General features: G+C 52.6%; 14 protein-coding genes. 5 read left to right on the top strand and 9 right to left on the bottom strand.

Features of this window, described 5'->3' with window-relative positions; all coding sequences use genetic code 11:
• Positions 1-782, bottom strand: a 782-nt coding sequence (locus tag VSS37_RS00695; RefSeq protein WP_324692678.1) for an ArdC family protein, incomplete at its 3' end; no start/stop codon positions are given.
• Between the two features lie 915 nt (positions 783-1,697).
• Between VSS37_RS00695 and VSS37_RS00700 the strand changes: the two genes are divergently transcribed.
• The 4 genes from VSS37_RS00700 to VSS37_RS00715 all read left to right on the top strand — a co-directional run bounded on the left by VSS37_RS00700 (position 1,698) and on the right by VSS37_RS00715 (position 5,042).
• On the top strand, positions 1,698-1,997 hold the full coding sequence (locus VSS37_RS00700) for a VOC family protein (protein ID WP_324692679.1): 300 nt from the start codon (positions 1,698-1,700) through the stop codon (positions 1,995-1,997).
• An 897-nt stretch (positions 1,998-2,894) separates the two neighbouring features.
• Positions 2,895-3,710, top strand: a complete 816-nt coding sequence (locus VSS37_RS00705; protein WP_324692680.1) for a type IV toxin-antitoxin system AbiEi family antitoxin domain-containing protein — start codon at positions 2,895-2,897, stop codon at positions 3,708-3,710.
• The gene (locus VSS37_RS00710) at positions 3,694-4,548 is read left to right on the top strand and encodes a nucleotidyl transferase AbiEii/AbiGii toxin family protein (protein ID WP_324692681.1); all 855 of its coding nucleotides are present in this window, start codon (positions 3,694-3,696) and stop codon (positions 4,546-4,548) included. The genes VSS37_RS00705 and VSS37_RS00710 overlap by 17 nt, the downstream gene beginning before the upstream one ends.
• A gap of 50 nt (positions 4,549-4,598) precedes the next feature.
• Positions 4,599-5,042 (top strand): hypothetical protein, encoded by a 444-nt coding sequence (locus VSS37_RS00715; protein WP_324692682.1) that lies wholly within the window; start codon positions 4,599-4,601, stop codon positions 5,040-5,042.
• A 77-nt stretch (positions 5,043-5,119) separates the two neighbouring features.
• Here the strand turns inward: VSS37_RS00715 and VSS37_RS00720 are convergent, their stop codons facing one another.
• From VSS37_RS00720 to VSS37_RS00740, 5 genes are all read right to left on the bottom strand, one after another.
• The gene (locus VSS37_RS00720; RefSeq protein ID WP_324692683.1) at positions 5,120-5,851 is read right to left on the bottom strand and encodes a hypothetical protein; all 732 of its coding nucleotides are present in this window, start codon (positions 5,849-5,851) and stop codon (positions 5,120-5,122) included.
• A gap of 126 nt (positions 5,852-5,977) precedes the next feature.
• Complete coding sequence (locus tag VSS37_RS00725; protein WP_324692684.1) at positions 5,978-7,561, bottom strand: hypothetical protein; 1,584 nt, start codon at positions 7,559-7,561, stop codon at positions 5,978-5,980.
• Between the two features lie 13 nt (positions 7,562-7,574).
• Positions 7,575-7,895 (bottom strand): hypothetical protein, encoded by a 321-nt coding sequence (locus tag VSS37_RS00730; RefSeq protein WP_324692685.1) that lies wholly within the window; start codon positions 7,893-7,895, stop codon positions 7,575-7,577.
• Positions 7,892-9,181 carry a replication protein gene (locus VSS37_RS00735; RefSeq protein ID WP_324692686.1) on the bottom strand — a complete coding sequence of 430 codons (1,290 nt, stop codon included), beginning with the start codon at positions 9,179-9,181 and terminating at the stop codon, positions 7,892-7,894. The genes VSS37_RS00730 and VSS37_RS00735 overlap by 4 nt, the downstream gene beginning before the upstream one ends.
• On the bottom strand, positions 9,178-9,552 hold the full coding sequence (locus VSS37_RS00740; protein WP_308134622.1) for a hypothetical protein: 375 nt from the start codon (positions 9,550-9,552) through the stop codon (positions 9,178-9,180). The genes VSS37_RS00735 and VSS37_RS00740 overlap by 4 nt, the downstream gene beginning before the upstream one ends.
• Before the next feature lie 498 nt (positions 9,553-10,050).
• On the opposite strand from VSS37_RS00740, the gene VSS37_RS00745 reads away from it, so the two are divergent.
• The gene (locus VSS37_RS00745; protein WP_324692687.1) at positions 10,051-10,572 is read left to right on the top strand and encodes a DUF6985 domain-containing protein; all 522 of its coding nucleotides are present in this window, start codon (positions 10,051-10,053) and stop codon (positions 10,570-10,572) included.
• A 34-nt stretch (positions 10,573-10,606) separates the two neighbouring features.
• Here the strand turns inward: VSS37_RS00745 and VSS37_RS00750 are convergent, their stop codons facing one another.
• The 3 genes from VSS37_RS00750 to VSS37_RS00760 are packed head-to-tail and all read right to left on the bottom strand — an operon-like array spanning position 10,607 to position 15,760.
• On the bottom strand, positions 10,607-11,083 hold the full coding sequence (locus VSS37_RS00750) for a type II toxin-antitoxin system RelE/ParE family toxin (protein WP_324692688.1): 477 nt from the start codon (positions 11,081-11,083) through the stop codon (positions 10,607-10,609).
• Positions 11,084-11,121: 38 nt separating this feature from the next.
• Entirely contained in the window at positions 11,122-13,791 is a 2,670-nt protein-coding gene (locus VSS37_RS00755; RefSeq protein WP_324692689.1) for a TnsA endonuclease N-terminal domain-containing protein, read from the bottom strand.
• On the bottom strand, positions 13,784-15,760 hold the full coding sequence (locus VSS37_RS00760) for a site-specific DNA-methyltransferase (protein ID WP_324692690.1): 1,977 nt from the start codon (positions 15,758-15,760) through the stop codon (positions 13,784-13,786). The genes VSS37_RS00755 and VSS37_RS00760 overlap by 8 nt, the downstream gene beginning before the upstream one ends.
• Position 15,761 lies beyond the last annotated feature (1 nt).

The raw sequence follows: 15,761 nt of genomic DNA on the forward strand, positions 1-15,761 counted from the left end.
TGTGCCAGCGTTGATGCCCGGAAAATGGCTTTGTGGTCGTCTTCCAGCATTTTTACATAATGGGCAATGTAAGGCGCGTGTTCATCGTCAATCAGGGGCTGAAGCCCAATCTGTGGCAGCAGAAACGCAGCTCCCAGCTCGGCCACCAGCTCCTCAAAGGCATACCCGGCACGGGAACGCTCGGCATTGCGTTGCAGGCGTGACTCATGCCCTGTCCAGTGGATGTATTCATGCCCCAGCGTGGCATAGTAGGCTTCCGCACTGCTGAACCGCTCGATGCCAGGCATACGGATCTGGTCTTTTGTTGGGCTGTAGGCCGGTGTTTGGGTGGTTTCGACCACTTTGCCGGGCAGTGCCGCAAAGAAACGGCTGGTTTCGGTGATGATGGTCGGCTTTTCACCCAGAGTGTCCTGCCCTACCCCTTCCAATTGTTCAAGGTTGAAGACGTGGTAAGCGCGTGCCACCGGAATCTTGACGGTTCCCTCTTCGCTGTCCGGGTCGTCTTTCTCAAAGGTCTTGAAGAAACAGACCAGCGTACTCTTTTCACCCTTACGCACGTAACCGCCGCGTTCTGTAGCTTGTTGGAACGTCATCCAGTGCGGGGATGAATAGCCCTTGCGTTCTGCCTCCAGCATCAGCCGCAGGCAGTTGATGCCCTTGTAATGGTCGCCAGTGGTGCGTAATGGCAAGCTGGTGGTGTAACACTGTTTCCAGGGACGTACCCCTGCCTGCAATGCTTCGAGGATGGCGGTGGTGATTTCCTGATAGATGTCCCGTTTCATAATGGTCTCCTTGTGTATCGGTGTATGGCTAAACACGCGATAGCGGACTTCCCTGCCCTGCTCTTCCAACCCCATCCTGTTGTTGAGCGTTGATGGGTCAGCAGTGCTGTGTTGTCTTTGCATCGGGCAGGTCAGGGAAAGCGGGGATTGTGTCCCGTACTTATCTGTCCCATCCCGTCGTCTCGCGTCGGTAGCCGACCGCTTCGGCACAAGACAGGGGTGCAAGGAGGAACGCAGGAACGAGTAGTCCTTGCAGCAATGGCTTTTGTTGGAGCAGGATACCGGATGACGCGAACGTTAACGGGTGGGGCAGATAGGGGACATAAGACTGCTGAACTGCCCGATTAGCCTGTTGCAAGGCACGCCAGCAGCTAAGCCAGAAACGGGCAACAGGCTAACGACAAGTGGAACGCGCAGTGGCGGCGCAAGACGGCACGGAGGTGGCAGGGATTGGCGTGGAAATGGCGCAAGCCATTGCAGCAGAAAGCCCGGTCTGCAAAGAGCCACCCTACCCGGAATTTGTAGCAATAAGGATTTTGTCCCGCAACTATCTCCCCAGCCACATACCCTTGTTAACAGCAGAGTCCCCCGTATCAGGATAGTGATGGGTTAAAGCAGGCAGCCCTGTCCTAAGCATAACCCAGCACAAGGGATAGCAATCCCCACAAACAGGAGAATGTCAGCAACAGCCAAACTATCAGCCAGCAAGGCAAACCATCATTTTGTGACAGCAAACCTGCTCTCCCAAACAGGGGTAGGTGAAAGCCAAGGGGAAACACACCAGGTGCATACCGGCTGTATACGTCCACAGGGGCATTGTTTGAGATGCTATCCAAATAGTATCGGCAACATCTGCATCCAGTGCCCTGTCAGGTAACATGTCAGGCGAGACCAACCCAGACAAGAGGAACCAGAATGCACCTGAACCTGCTGGTACTGCGTTGCCGCGACATTGAGGCCACCAGAACCTTTTACACCCAACTTGGGTTGACGTTCACACGGGAACAACACGGTAGCGGCCCAGTCCACTATTCCACCTACCTCGGCGGGCTGCTACTGGAGTTGTACCCCACCAACGGTGAACCGGATAATGTCAGGCTAGGCTTTAGCGTCCCATCTACCCTGCTGGCACAGTTCAATACCCACACCCAAGACCCATTCCAAGGTTGCCGGGATCCCGATGGCAGGTTTGTCGCATTGTCTGTGGATGAATGAAATCCCCGGCAAGGCAGCGGGTCAAGGCAAGGGAAAGGGAAGAAAGCTGGAACAAGACAGGCAGGACACCCAAAAAAATAAAGGCGACTGGTCAGGGGTAAACCAGTCGCCTTGCTTTCCTTATTGTTATCGTGAGACTTCCATGTCCACAAGAGGAGGCTTTTTTAAGGGGACGTGCGCATTCTGGCACAAGCTAAATCCAAAGTGAACAGAAAACTTAACGAAAACTGAACGACATTTTTTTACAGACCAAGTTCCCTGCCCCGCAACAGTTTTTCCATCCCTGTTCACCGCAGCCTTCGCACCCTTGCCCCCAAGGCGTAACCCCAATGTCTGTCTTACTGACTGCTCCAACAAATCCCGTCCTGCCAGCCACAAAACGATGCCACCCTATGGGTAACACGGACAACATCATCTTGTCCTAGTCAGAATACTTGCCGGAAACGACCTGGATACCTTGCCTGACAGGCCGGGAAAGCCATTATAAAAGCAATCGCAGTTTTACATGTAAAACCGTCCCTACCATTTGTCCAGACAGTTACAGCCAATGAATAAATACGGATAAATTTATGGATACGGACAATTCCCCTGTTCCTGTTTTGTCCTGCCAACAGTACAGTTTTACATGTAAAACTTCTCTCCAGCCATCACCCTGACACACCTACAGACAGTATAAAGAATATCGGCTAAACTCCTTCTATTTCATGTATATGAAGCCAATATCAAGAATATCCATACTTGACTTATGAAGCATAATAAGATATATGTCCTTAGGACATATATCTTATTATGCGAAGTGATGTGAAAGCCAGTATCTCCTTTTCTACAGCCCTGCAACGGCTGATACTCACGGAACATCCCAAACCCGTGATAAGCCGCTATGAACTGGTAGGGTACATGGTAAAACTCTACCACACCAAAACCTATGCCGGTTTACCTATTGGCAAGCTAACATCCGACCTGCCCCAGCAAACCGTCATTGAGCGCAATCTGGATGGTCTGGTCAACAAAGGGATTCTGACCCAGTTCGCTAACCTGCCAGTGTTTGCTGTCGCTGGCCTGACAGCACCGACGGCGCAACAGGTCATTTGCACACTGAACCCGTTTTGCTACCTGTCACACCTGAGTGCTATGGAATGGCATCACCTGACTGACCGCATCCCCCACACTGTCCATGTGACCACCTGCACTGCCAGTGAATTCAGGCGGCTGGCAGAAGAAAAGGCCAAACAGGATTTCCAGCCCTTCCCTACCCTAGCGGACATTCCATGCAAGCACCATAAACCCGGCGGGGAGATTCAGGCGAAAACCATACAGGAACATACCCGCAAGGACTACCACCCTTACCCGGAACAACACGGTAGTGGTGGCATACGGGTTGCGCCCATCGGGCGCACCTTCCTGGATATGCTTCAGGAACCCGACTATTGCGGTGGTTTCAGCCATGTGCTGGAAGTGTTCACCGAATATGCCGGGCATTACCTCCCTGTCATCCTCAAGACCATCGACAAGGAAGGTAAGGCCATCGACAAGGTAAGGGCCGGTTATATCCTGCAAGAGCGGCTAGGACACCAGCACCCCACCATTGAAGGCTGGAAAGCCTTGGTACAGCGCGGTGGCTCCCGCAAACTGCTGGCGACTGAACCTTACAAAGATTCTTATTCAGAAATGTGGTGCATATCCGTAAACTTGCCCGATGGAAACCAACATTGAAGATTGGGTCAGGGCTGCCACCCCTGACCGTACCACCTTCCGGCAAGCTGTCCACCTGATCCTGCACGCGATTGCGGGTGACAATTACCTGCGGTTACGCATGATCATGAAGGGTGGCATGTTGCTGGGTATCCGTTACAGCAGTTCCCGCTTTACGGAAGACATTGACTTCTCTACCCACAACACCTTGCCTGAGATTGACCAAGCGGAGTTTGAAGCACACCTGCGGGAAGCACTGGTGGTTGCCGCTGATGAACTCCCCTACCCGGTTGTTTGCCGTCTCCAGTCCCTCAAACTGCAACCCCGCACAGGAGGCACTTTCCCCTCCTTCAAGTTACAACTGGGTTATGCCAACACCCAGGACAGCAATGCCGTGAAACGGCTGGAACGGGGTGCAGCACCAACCACGGTCAAAATTGATTACAGCTTCAATGAAGCCAGCTACGAGCTGCAAGCCCTGTCGCTGGATGGAGAAGAAACCATTCAGGCTTACGGCCTGACTGACCTGCTGGCTGAGAAGCTGCGCTCCATCATTCAGCAGGTGGTGCGTAAGCGTAACCGCCGTCAGGACGTGTATGACATCTGGTATCTGTTGGATACCTGCCCTCCCCTGACCCATAGGGAGAAACAGCAGGTGCTGGACACGTTTCACAAAAAAGCCGCAGGCCGTCTTGAGCCTGAACTGCTTCAGCAGGACATTTTGCGCAGATCAGACATTATGCAAGCATCCGGCAAGGAGTATGCCCTGCTGCGTGATGAGGTTTCACAACCCTTGCCGCCTTTTGAGATAGCCTACGAACAGGTTGCGGGCTTTTATGAATCCCTGCCTTGGCAATAGAACAGCCACACACCAGACAGCTCCTACCAAAGACAAGACAACCAACCACCATGCAAATTACCTTGAACTCAGGCCGTGAGGTTTATCTCCGGGATTTGAACCAGAGCCATACCTATGCCGGGTTGCTGCTGGGTGTCCCTAACCGGGAATACAACCAGGATCTGATCAGCCAGTTCCGCCAAACAGCCCAACAGGAAATGCACACCCATTATGCGTTTGTCGTCACACCTCCTGTACTGGATGTGTTGGATGCAGATGGCAGGAAACGCACAAGCCACAGGGGCAAACCAGTTGAACGTATCCCCTACATTGCCTGCACTGCCCTGTTCCGCTCGAATGGTGTAATGCGGGAAGGCGATGAAGACATTGCGTTTGCCTCCATCTTAGCTGTGGTCTGGTTTCAGGAAACGTTTGCCCTGCCGATTGATGAAGCGGTATTGGAGCGCATCAAGGCCATTGACTGGGACAGGTTGGCGGAAGCCTGGTGTCCTTGACTCCCCTACTCCAAAGATTCCCCTACCCCCATCCCAAACAACCACCTCCACAGGAAAGTTTTACATGTAAAACTTTCCTACTTCGGCAAGCTCCCCAGCAAACTGTCCAGTAACTCACGCGATGGTTTGACCTCGATGGCAGGTTGGAACATACCGGCCAATGCCTTGCTGGTGTCATCAACCTGCACTGCCCTACCCCACGTTTTACCCCAGTCATTGGTCGTGTAGCGATACCAGTCTTTGGTCTCGTTACCGTCACGCTCACGGTAAACAGAACCGATGAGCGCACCACTGCCATCTTTGCCGATATTGAAGTCTTCCAGCACCAGGTATTCATTGGCCCATGCTGGCTGGTTCAAGTCTGCCGGGAATGTCACTGAGGTACAGTCCACACCGGCAAACTGCCCTTTCCCGCACAGTACCGTATATTCCGAACCTGGGCCTTCAATCCCCCACATACTGAACAGCATGAAACGGTCATAGGCCGGGGTACTGTATGCCCCCTCCACCCGATGGCCTTCAGCCACAGGGTAAAGTTGCCACTGCCCTGCCCGCTGGATGAAAACCACCGTCCCCATCCCTTCCATACGCTCACCCACCAAGACAGGCAGGGTCACTCCATTCACCACGTAACCATGCAGCTCCCCCGCACCCAGCAATCCCTGCACCAGCTTGCGGTCAGGCGTGACAGCCTGTCCACACGACCAATCGGCCTGCCATGCAGGTTCCGGTAAGGTCGCTGCCGCCCACGCAAGTGAACCTCCAACCCAAGTGGCTACTGCCACCCCTATTACCAACAACTGACGCATGATGTTTTTCCTCTTGCCACACCCTAACTTTTACTTCCCATCCATAGCCTCCCACACGCTGGACGGCTGGACGAGGGAGTTTTACATGTAAAACTCCCCTGCCCTGTACCTACCAACCCGGTTCTCCTAACCCACCAAAGCCAGTGCTGCCTGTTTGACTTCCAATACAGGCAGGAATTCACCTAGCCCACAACTGGGGCCAGTGTACGCCGGATTGCGGTACACCACGCCATCCTGTTCCATGTGCCGCAGGATCAGGTCGGCCATTGCCTGCCGTTCCACCTGATTGCTGCCAACCTGCATTTTCTGGAGTGCCTTTTTCAAACCCGGACGGCTGGGACGCAACTGCCCTCCCCTGACCAGTTTGCACAAGGTCAGGTAGACAGACTCGGCCACCTGCACCTCATTGCCCTCACCGACTTTACCCGTAAGGTACTTACCCGTTACCTGTTTTGCACCTGCCGTACCGGGGTGTGGCGTACCTGTACGCTGACCACCCTGACCCTGGTGCTTTACCTTACCCGTAAGGCTGGACAGGCTGGAAGCACCGGTGGTGAGAGGGTTAACAGGCGGGGCAAAACCGGGCATAGGGAAGGTAGGGTTAGTGGTGGAGTAATCCATGCGCAGCCAGTCCCGTGCGAAATGGTCAGCCGGGATCATGCCGGGTAGGGGACGCACACCTGCACCACTTGCCGTCCCCGCACCCGTGCCAGACACTGCCGTTTGCCCTGTACCACCCGTACCTGCGGCAACAGGTAGGGTAGGTGAGGCCAAGGCAGATGAGGGTAGGGCAGGTAAAGAGGGGGCAGGTTCAAACGGGGAACCATCGGCATTCAGCCCTAGTAATTGCAGCGCCTTGCGATGGTTACCGACATACGTGCCAATGAAATGGAAGATGTACTCAAACGTACCGATCACCACCACCGAGAACAAGAAAGATGCCACGATGCCCTCCACGCTGAACATATGTTTCAGCAAACGGATCATGCCGTAATGCTTGTCCTCGTCATATTCCAACGCCTTGGCTTGGGCAATGGCGGTGGACAGGGCAGAGGCATTACTGGTCTGGTAAGCCGCTACCTGTTCACGCGCTGCGGCTACCCGTCCCTGTGCTTCTGCCAGTTTGCTGCCAATGGTGCGGGTACTGTATTCACTACAGGTATGGCATTGGGCCTTCTTTTGCTGCTCGGCTTCCCAGCGATGCACTTCCCCTTGGGCGGCTGCTAATGCTTGTTGGGCAGGGGAGGGTGCTGCCGCTTTGTCGGTCAGTTTGCTGATACTGCCCAGTGCCGTCTGGAACACAGGCGAGTTCTCGGAACGGTGGCGCACGGTGGCATCTTCGCGTTCCATGGATTGTGACACCTCGGAGAACAATCCAAAGAACACCACAATGCAGGTAGCAATGAGTGCAGCAGGCCCCTTGTAGCCACTGGCATACAGCAGCCCTTGCCCGAATGTCACCACTAGGGTGATGCCCAAACCCAGCCACGCATTAGCCCATTGCTCACCCGTCCAGACGGATGGGGTCAGGTCGCCGCCGACAAAATACTTCACCACAAACATGGCAGAAGCGAGAAAGGCCGCAACCCCAGCCAGCCATAACAGCCAGTTGGCTTTGGTCAGATCATCCACCAATTGGCGGACAGATTTCATGTCTTTCAGTTCTTCCGGCTTACCGCGTAAGGTATCCAGTTTTTCCAATGTAATCATTACAAACTCCTTGTTACATCCATGTACCCAACAGGAACAGCACCGCACTGAACCACAATAGATGCCCGTCAGCCCAGGCACGGATGGCGTAATACACACCACCCAGAATCACCAGACCAATCAGCACGTAGGGGAAGTGCAGGGCAAACCCGGCAAAGTTCAGGCTCTGCCACACACCGGGCAAAGCCACCAACAGCAGCCAGACCAAACCATCCCAAAGCCCCAGCACGAAACGCAGCACGGCACGTACCGGGACGGGAGGTTGGCTGTCCTGATCCATGACAGCCCCATTCACCATGAGGGCAGGGGAGGGCATTGCACTTGTCTCGGTCATGCGCTTACACTCCGTACTCCCCCGTAGCCCGACGGGGGTTCTTTGTGCCTGTCCCGTTTCCACTGCGGGGCTGGCATATCACTCGCGGCTGCCGCACCAACTGCTTCCACTGTTGTCCGGTGTGGTAGCCGCATCTTCACCCCTAGTTGGGAAGCTACCACGTCCACAGGAAGCCCCTGCAAATCGGCAAGCTGCTGTATCCATGCCAATTCCCCGGCACGTTCAAACACCGATGTTGGAACCTGCACGGCACGTTCACACGAGCGTTTTTCGCGCCATGCCTGTGCCTCCGCAACCACCAGTTCCCCGTTGTGGGCTGAACGCACTAACACCCGCAGGTAAGCCAAGGGCTTGCGTACCTTCCCGGCCTCCAGCCCCATCGCCAGCACATCCAGCACGGATTGGGCTGTCTGCACCGCAAGGCCACACAACAACCCCGCCATATCCTGACGCATTCCCGCCTCCAGACCCGCAGGCCACTCCAGTTCCCCCGCCAAAGCAGGCAATCCGGCACACCCGGAATCTGTAGCAGATGAACGGCAAGAAGAAACAGACGGACGGCTCAACCCGGAATCTGTAGCAGATACCCCAACACCTGCCCCAAACAACGCAACCCCATCTACCCCCACACGACCCAATGAAGCCGTGGGCAAAACAGCGGTTTGGGGTGAGGGCAGGGCAGGTTTACTGTTGTCGTGGTTGCTTTGTGTAAGGTTACTTAGTGATGTGTCCTGTTTTGGGACGGTTTCCGGCCTAAATTGGGACGCAGGCACGCCCAAATCAGGCTGAACAGCCACCAACCGGGCGGAGGGCGGGGCAGGGCAGGGGGATGAAAGTTTTTCATGTAAAACTTCCCTGCTTCCCCCATCCCCCACGCCGGAATCTGTAGCAGATACGGATACCGTAACAAATCCCTGAGATACCTCCCCGGAATTTGTAGCAGATTGCTGCACTGCATAGCCGGAATCTGTAGCACGAACAGGGGTAGGGGAGGGATAAGCAAAAAAACCACCGGAAAGTTTTTCATGTAAAACTGCAAACCCCAGTACCTCGCCAAACTTCCCCGGCGCACTGAGCAGCAGCCCCTTATCCACCAGCTCCTGTTTGGCCTGCCAGATATGGTTGCGCTGTATCCCCGTCAACTGTGACAACCGCCCGGATGACAGGTCATCAGATACCTTACGGTAGCCCAGTGTCTGGCGCAGTACAGCAGCAAACACTGCCCATTGGCGTTTGCCCAGATCGGCAGCAAGGGCGGCATCCAAAATGGTGACTAATGAATTCATGCACACACCCCTTCCAGCCGTTGACCGGAACGCACAAAGGTATGCAGGCGGATAAACTTCGCCACTTCCCAGACCGGATAACGCACCGACCTGCCCGTTTTCTGGAACGGCAACACCGGGCAATTGGGGCGCAACTCCGCAGACACACAACGCCATTGCTCCAACGTGCCTTCGGACACATCCAGCACAACAGCCGTTTGACGCGGGGTAAGGGTAGGGGGGAGGGTATTGAGGCAAAAGCCCAGTTCACGGGCAATCTGCACATACACGGCAATTTGTTCAGCCGTGAGACCAGGCCATTCCAACAAGGCGGAATGCGGCAACTGCCCCGTGCCTGATGGCAGGGCATAAACAGGCAGCGTTTCTGACATACGCAGCTCTCCTTTGGATTTTTACGATTGGGTAACAAGTTACCGGGTGTCGTAATCGCTCCATAGGACGCGACGCGCTTATTTCCGCCAATTGGCGGTCTTGTATGCCACGCACACCCGGAAAGCCGGATTGTGGACATAAAAAAACCGCTCAAGAAAGCGGCGGATTGTCCGCCTATGGATGGGATTACGGTCCCGTTCAGTTGTTATCAACGAGAATAGGTGAGGGCAGGGGAGAATGCAAGGGGCTGGGAGTTTTACATGTAAAACTTTGGGATCAGTGAACATGGCTTAGGGATGTGCAGGGCTTGTCCCCGCTTGCGGGGATGCAGCGCAAGCGAAACCCGGAGCAGCCCGACCCGCAGGGGAAGCCCCTGAATCCAGCTCTCTTGGGGCGTTGCCCCAAACCCCAAGGTATTTGTACCAGGATGAGAGGGCAGGGGAGTTTTACATGTAAAACTATGCATACGACAAACTAATCACCAAGAATGAACAATCATGGAAATCCCACACCTTGGCACAGTCACCAAAGACCACCAATTTGGCTGCTACTACAGCTCACCCATCCCCATTCCTGTACTGGGTGACATTGAATGCCGGATCGTCCTTGAAGACTACGATGAGGATCTGGCTAAAGAAGAATTCCACACCGCCGTCCTGAATTTCCTTTCCATTACCCCTGATGTCCTGAAAGCAGCAGAACCGCACTTGTACCGCTATTACCAAGACTGCAATGCCGACTTCGCCCCGGAAGAAGAAGGATACCTTGAAATCCCATCTCCCGAAGGTGTGTGGAAACACATCCAGTTCGGCACTGAACCAGTGGTTACTCGCCGCGCTTATCGTGACAAAGGCGTGTATGTCTCACTGGCGTGTAACTGTGACTGGGAACAAGAACACGGTCTGCAAATCGTGTTCAAGAATGGTCTGGGCATCAACAAAGTTAGCCCCTACGACGGACACCTGACCAACGCGGATGCTTATGCGCAGGATGAGCTGGAAGACGTGATATACCTTTAAAGTTTAACGGTAACAAACCACTTAGGAGTTAAAGTCATGTGAGAAAAACAGTTGTATCGACAGGTGAAAACTCTAATGCGCCATCATTACCATCTAACCATGACAGAAGCCTTGAAACTTCATTTTCTTTGATTCGTCCTGTTTTTTTCATAATCCAAAGTAAAGAACCTACTATCCGCCCAGGTCTCATATTCAATTCCCCAGAAATGCCGCCAATTGCGGCAAGACCAGCGGTCACTCCAGCACCAACACTCATGCCTAAACTTAAGGTCTTATCATGTTCCCCAATAGCAACCAAGTCATATTTCATCTCGCCGAGATCACGAATTATCATCCGATACGATTGATCAACCCGGCATTCATAAATATCCTTCCTCTTTGCCCCTTGAATTTTTTTGACCTGTAAAGAAGGATGTTTTGGGTCACTTATTAGCAGCAAAAAGACTTTTGGCAATTTCGCACGAATTTCCTTGGGTAGTGACTCGGCTGACTTTGCGAAATCCTTAGACATGTTTAGCATCATTGTATTGTTATCCGCTTATTTGAATTCTATAGCAGTATTCTGTAGTTACGTTTTACCGCATCACTCGATTTCATCAGACGGTATTCCATGCCGCTTGCTACCGCTATCTCGTTGGCAAAGGCTTTCTTTGCTTGCACAACCACGTCATCGACTTGGTGATCACCTTTTACTTCGACAATCACGTATTTCTCAGAACCATCAGGTTCTTGGCGCAAAAAGAGGAAGTCAGGGTAGTAGCTGCGTACTGCTCTTGAATCTGGGTCGATGTACTGGATGAAAAAATCAGATTGACCGTGGGTCAGCATCCCTGTGAAGTACAACTTTTTGACGCGCTGTTCCCGTAACAAGTCCCAAAACAGTTGGCGTTCTGGAATCGAGTCGAAACAATAGGTATCCAGATGGAAGCTCTTGGCACGTTCCGCTTCATCACTAACATCCCCCATACGCACGGTCATCTCGGCATTGGCAGACATTTCGTAGTAGCCATTCGCAGGTAGTTTGACCAGTTCAACTTCGTGTTCTTCGGTCTGTTCTTGTTCGTCTAGTTCGTACAACAACCTGAACAGTCGCGGGATAATCTCATCATACAGCAATTCGTTAAATTCGTTGGTCATCACCACCAGCTCATCCGTACCTTCGTGGGTGGTGTCCAGCAAGTCCTCAATCGCCAGCGGGCTACGGTTGAGGTAGCGGGCTATCTCGGCCACCAGCGAGAGGCGGGAAAACTCGCGCTTTTCGCGTTGTCCGGTCAAGTCAGTCGTTTTCTCACTCTTGGAGCGTGCCGCATCGTCCAGCGTCAGGCCACTACGGCGCTTCTCGATCAGGCGGTATTTTTCGATGAGCAAGTTCCACGCCTCGCGGTCGTTGCGGTCAAGCCCCAGTGCCACACCGGGCGATAATACCTTGTCGCGCACCGTGAAATGCTTGCGTACCCGCACCAGCCTGATTTTCACGGGTGGCTCAACCACGCGGATCTGAACTGGAGGTTTCCTTTCTGGTTTGGTGATCTCGTCGGCACTGACGCGGAAGTTTTGCTGTAACTCGTTGTCCAGAATAGTCAGATTGTCATCTGAGAGGAATACATGCCCGGTGTGTTGGACTTCGCCGATGGAACGCAAACAACGCATCGTAGCCTGTAAGACGAACACTTTTGACTTGGGTTCGCGGAACATCGCCACACCAAACAGGGAACGGCAGTTCCAGCCTTCGCGCCCCTTGTTGACCAACAGGATGAATTGCTTGTCAGAGGAGGGGGTGTCTAGGCGGTTAAACTCGCGGATGTCATCGTTGCTGGTTAGCTTGGGGTCGCCGACGTTGACCAGAATGCTGGAGGCCGGGATACCGTGTTTCCCCAGTGCCTTTTCAACGGCGGGCCTGAGTTCACCCATCAGCTCCTCGATGGTGGCAGCGAAGAACGCCAGCTTAGGCAGCATCCCCTCTGGGCGTAACCCCTTGGTCGCCGCCAGAAAATTGCTGATGGCAAGATCAACGAACTCGGTATTGCGGGTGTTCTGATAACTCACAAGGTTTACCAGCTTGAGGAAACCCTTGGTGATGGCTTCGCTCAGACCGTAGGCATACACCACTTCGGGTAGCACCGCTTGCCCCACGTAAGGCGTGCCGGTGTAGTTGTAGCACGCCACAACTTTTGTACCGGACTGACGCAAGCTGGCAGCGAGCATGTCAATGGTGGTGCGTAGGCTGGTATCAGTTTCTTTTGCCCCCACTCCCATATCCTTGGCAAGGGTCTTGCCGAAAGCGTGGTGCGCCTCGTCTACGTAGATACCTAGCTGCTCTAGGCGGCGTAACTTCTCAAAGCGTTGGTTGGTGGTCAGGTCGGCCTCGTCTTCAGGCTGGTCAAAGCCGTAGAGGTCGGTAGTATCGGCGTACACATCGATCCGGTTGAAGGTATCGCCAGTCGTACCAAACAGCTTATCTGGTGCGGTTTTTTCTTTGTTCTTGCGCTTAAGGATGATCTTCTGGGTGTTGGAGACGATGATATTGAAGCGAGACTTGTCCATCGTATCCAACGATGTACCCGACTCTTCCAGATAGTGAAACTTGAGGTTGGCGTTGATGAAGTTGGCGTATTCGGGGGGAATAACGCGGCTCTTGTCGAACGACTCGATTTCACGCAACGACTGTAACACGGTCTTGTCAGGAGCGAACACTAAGGCGTTGAGGCAATACTTGGTGTCTTTGTCGAATTTGTTGCCTAGCAGGAACTCGTAAAAGATACAGGTTGCCATCAGGATGGTCTTACCTGTCCCCATCGTCAGGGCAAAGATGTAATTGGGGTAGGTGCGAGTATTCTTACGCATCACCGCAAACACAGCTTTGTACTGATCTTGGGTCAGGGCATCGAAGATGTCTCCTTGGCGGCGTTCACCGACAATGCCACCCTCGACCCGGCTGGCAAAACGACCTTTCTTCTCAAACCAGTCACGGAAAATCTCCTCGATCTTGGCATTACCCAGAAACTCCTTGAGGAACACGTACACCTCCAACGCTTCAAATTGCGGTTGGCGCAGGTAAGCCTTGGGGTTTTTGTCCGGGTTGTTGTGGTCAAGGAACTTCTTGGTCAGTTCTTTCTGATAGCTGCGGATCGTGCCACGGTTGGCTTGGTAGAATTGCCAAAGAACTTGGAAAAAAGCGAAGTCTAGCGAGACGTTAGTAACTTTTTTTGCCTTAGCCATTGCTGATTTCCCCTTCCCACGACTCAGACAACAGGTCGGTGATCTTCACGCGGATAGTGCTGGCATCGGCGGGAATAGGGTAGCTGCCTTGTACCAGCGCATCCTTGCCGGGGATGTCTAGCACGGTCGGTTGTAGAACTGAACCGTCGTAGTTCCAGTCGATCAGAATACTCTCGACCAGCTCGCGCCAGTCTTCGACCGCCTCTTTTTGCAGGGAGAGTTTTTGCAGGAGGTTCATGGGGTAAAAGCGTTCGATGACCAGTGTACCCGCATTGAATGCCAACCGCGCATCAGAGTCGCGCCTGAACTCCAGGTTCGACTTGTCACGCAGGATGTCCACCACCTCCACGTCAATCTTGTAGGGCTTTGCGGCAAGTATCAGTTGTGCCTTGAGGTCGGCTTCATGCCCCATACACACCAACATGACTTTTTCGACTACTTGGTTAGGGTTCTTGTTTTGGCGTTCGTCCCATGCTTTGTAGTTGAAGCCTGCGATCAATTCGTTGAGGTCGGCGCGGGTAGCGATACGGTTGACGGGCATGATTTTCACCATAAAACCGTCTTTCTCACCGTCGAACACCGCCCCTTGAGCCAAGGGCTGGATTTCTAATGCCTCGATGAGTAAATCCTTCGCCTGTACTGGGTTACGGAAGATGTCGTAATGGTTGACGTTGTAGACCTCGAAGCCCGTGTAACGCTTCTCCGCTGGATCCAGTGGCTGCTGGCGCAAACCATCCGCTACCTTGATCAGCCGCTGCGTAGTCGTCTGCACAGCCCCAAGATTTATGTCTGCCCCGATGAACCTCCTCCCCAATTTCATTGCCGCCACTTGCGTCGTCCCAGATCCCATAAAAGCATCAAATACCAACCCATCTTTTGAACATGAAGCGGTAATTATTCGCTCTAACAATTGTTCTGGTTTCTTCGTTGGGTAATCTGAACCTCCTTTCATTCGCCCACAATCAGACCATATTGTTTGAAGAATTCGTCCATTGCTTTCTTCAAGGAAAAAGACTTTACATCGAGTTGATCCTTTCTTGTCATCTCGGAGATACAACTCACCACGCTCAAGAGCATCATCCATTGATTCTGGCGTAGGGTAAGTCCAAACACGATTCAAAGAAGGTTTAACCCCCCGCCATTCAAACTGACGATCTGAATTATTTCCTTTGTAAGTAGTGTTTTCTAACTTGAATCTACGCCCAACATTTTCATATTCTGGCGAATAGTTGATGACAGTACCGTTATCAAGAAGAATTAAACTGTATTCACTTAATGCTGAGTCAGATAAATTCCCTGCTGATGCTTGCCAATCGTAGTAAGCGTTATCCTTTTTCTTAGAATACCAGTAAATAGTATCATGAATTATCCCCAAACGGCTTTTTGCATCATTGTGTGGGTCTGTTCTTTGCCAAGTAACATCGTTCATAAAATTAGATGATCCAAATACTTCATCTAATATACATCTGATGTGATGACTTCTATGCCAATCACAATGAACCCAAATACTACCTTTATCAGACAGAAGTTCTCTAAGTAAAATCAAGCGCTCATAAATAAATTGTAAATACTCATCATTATTCCACAAATCACCGTATTGCTTTTCTTCAAATGCAGCAAAGTTACTATTAGTCATCTTACCTTGTGAAAATATTTTCTTACGGTAATCAGCTTTAGAATCAAATGGGGGATCTATGTAGATCAGGTCTACTTTGCCACGATACTCTTTCAGAAGATGGCTCATGACTTGCAGGTTGTCGCCCCAGAAAATCTTGTTGCGCCAGCCGTCCACTTCTTCGCCGTGGATTTCTTTCAGTTGGGCAGGGTAGAATTGGGTGGACGTAAACGGACGCTTGCCGCGCCAGTTGAGCATGGGGTAGCCCTTGATCGGCTCGAACTGGTACTTTTCAACGTTCTCAATCGCACCCGTTAGCACATCCAGCCCCAATGTTCCTTGTTTATCTGTCATC

It is taken from the genome of Candidatus Thiothrix phosphatis, from assembly GCF_035668035.1.
GTDB lineage: Bacteria > Pseudomonadota > Gammaproteobacteria > Thiotrichales > Thiotrichaceae > Thiothrix > Thiothrix phosphatis.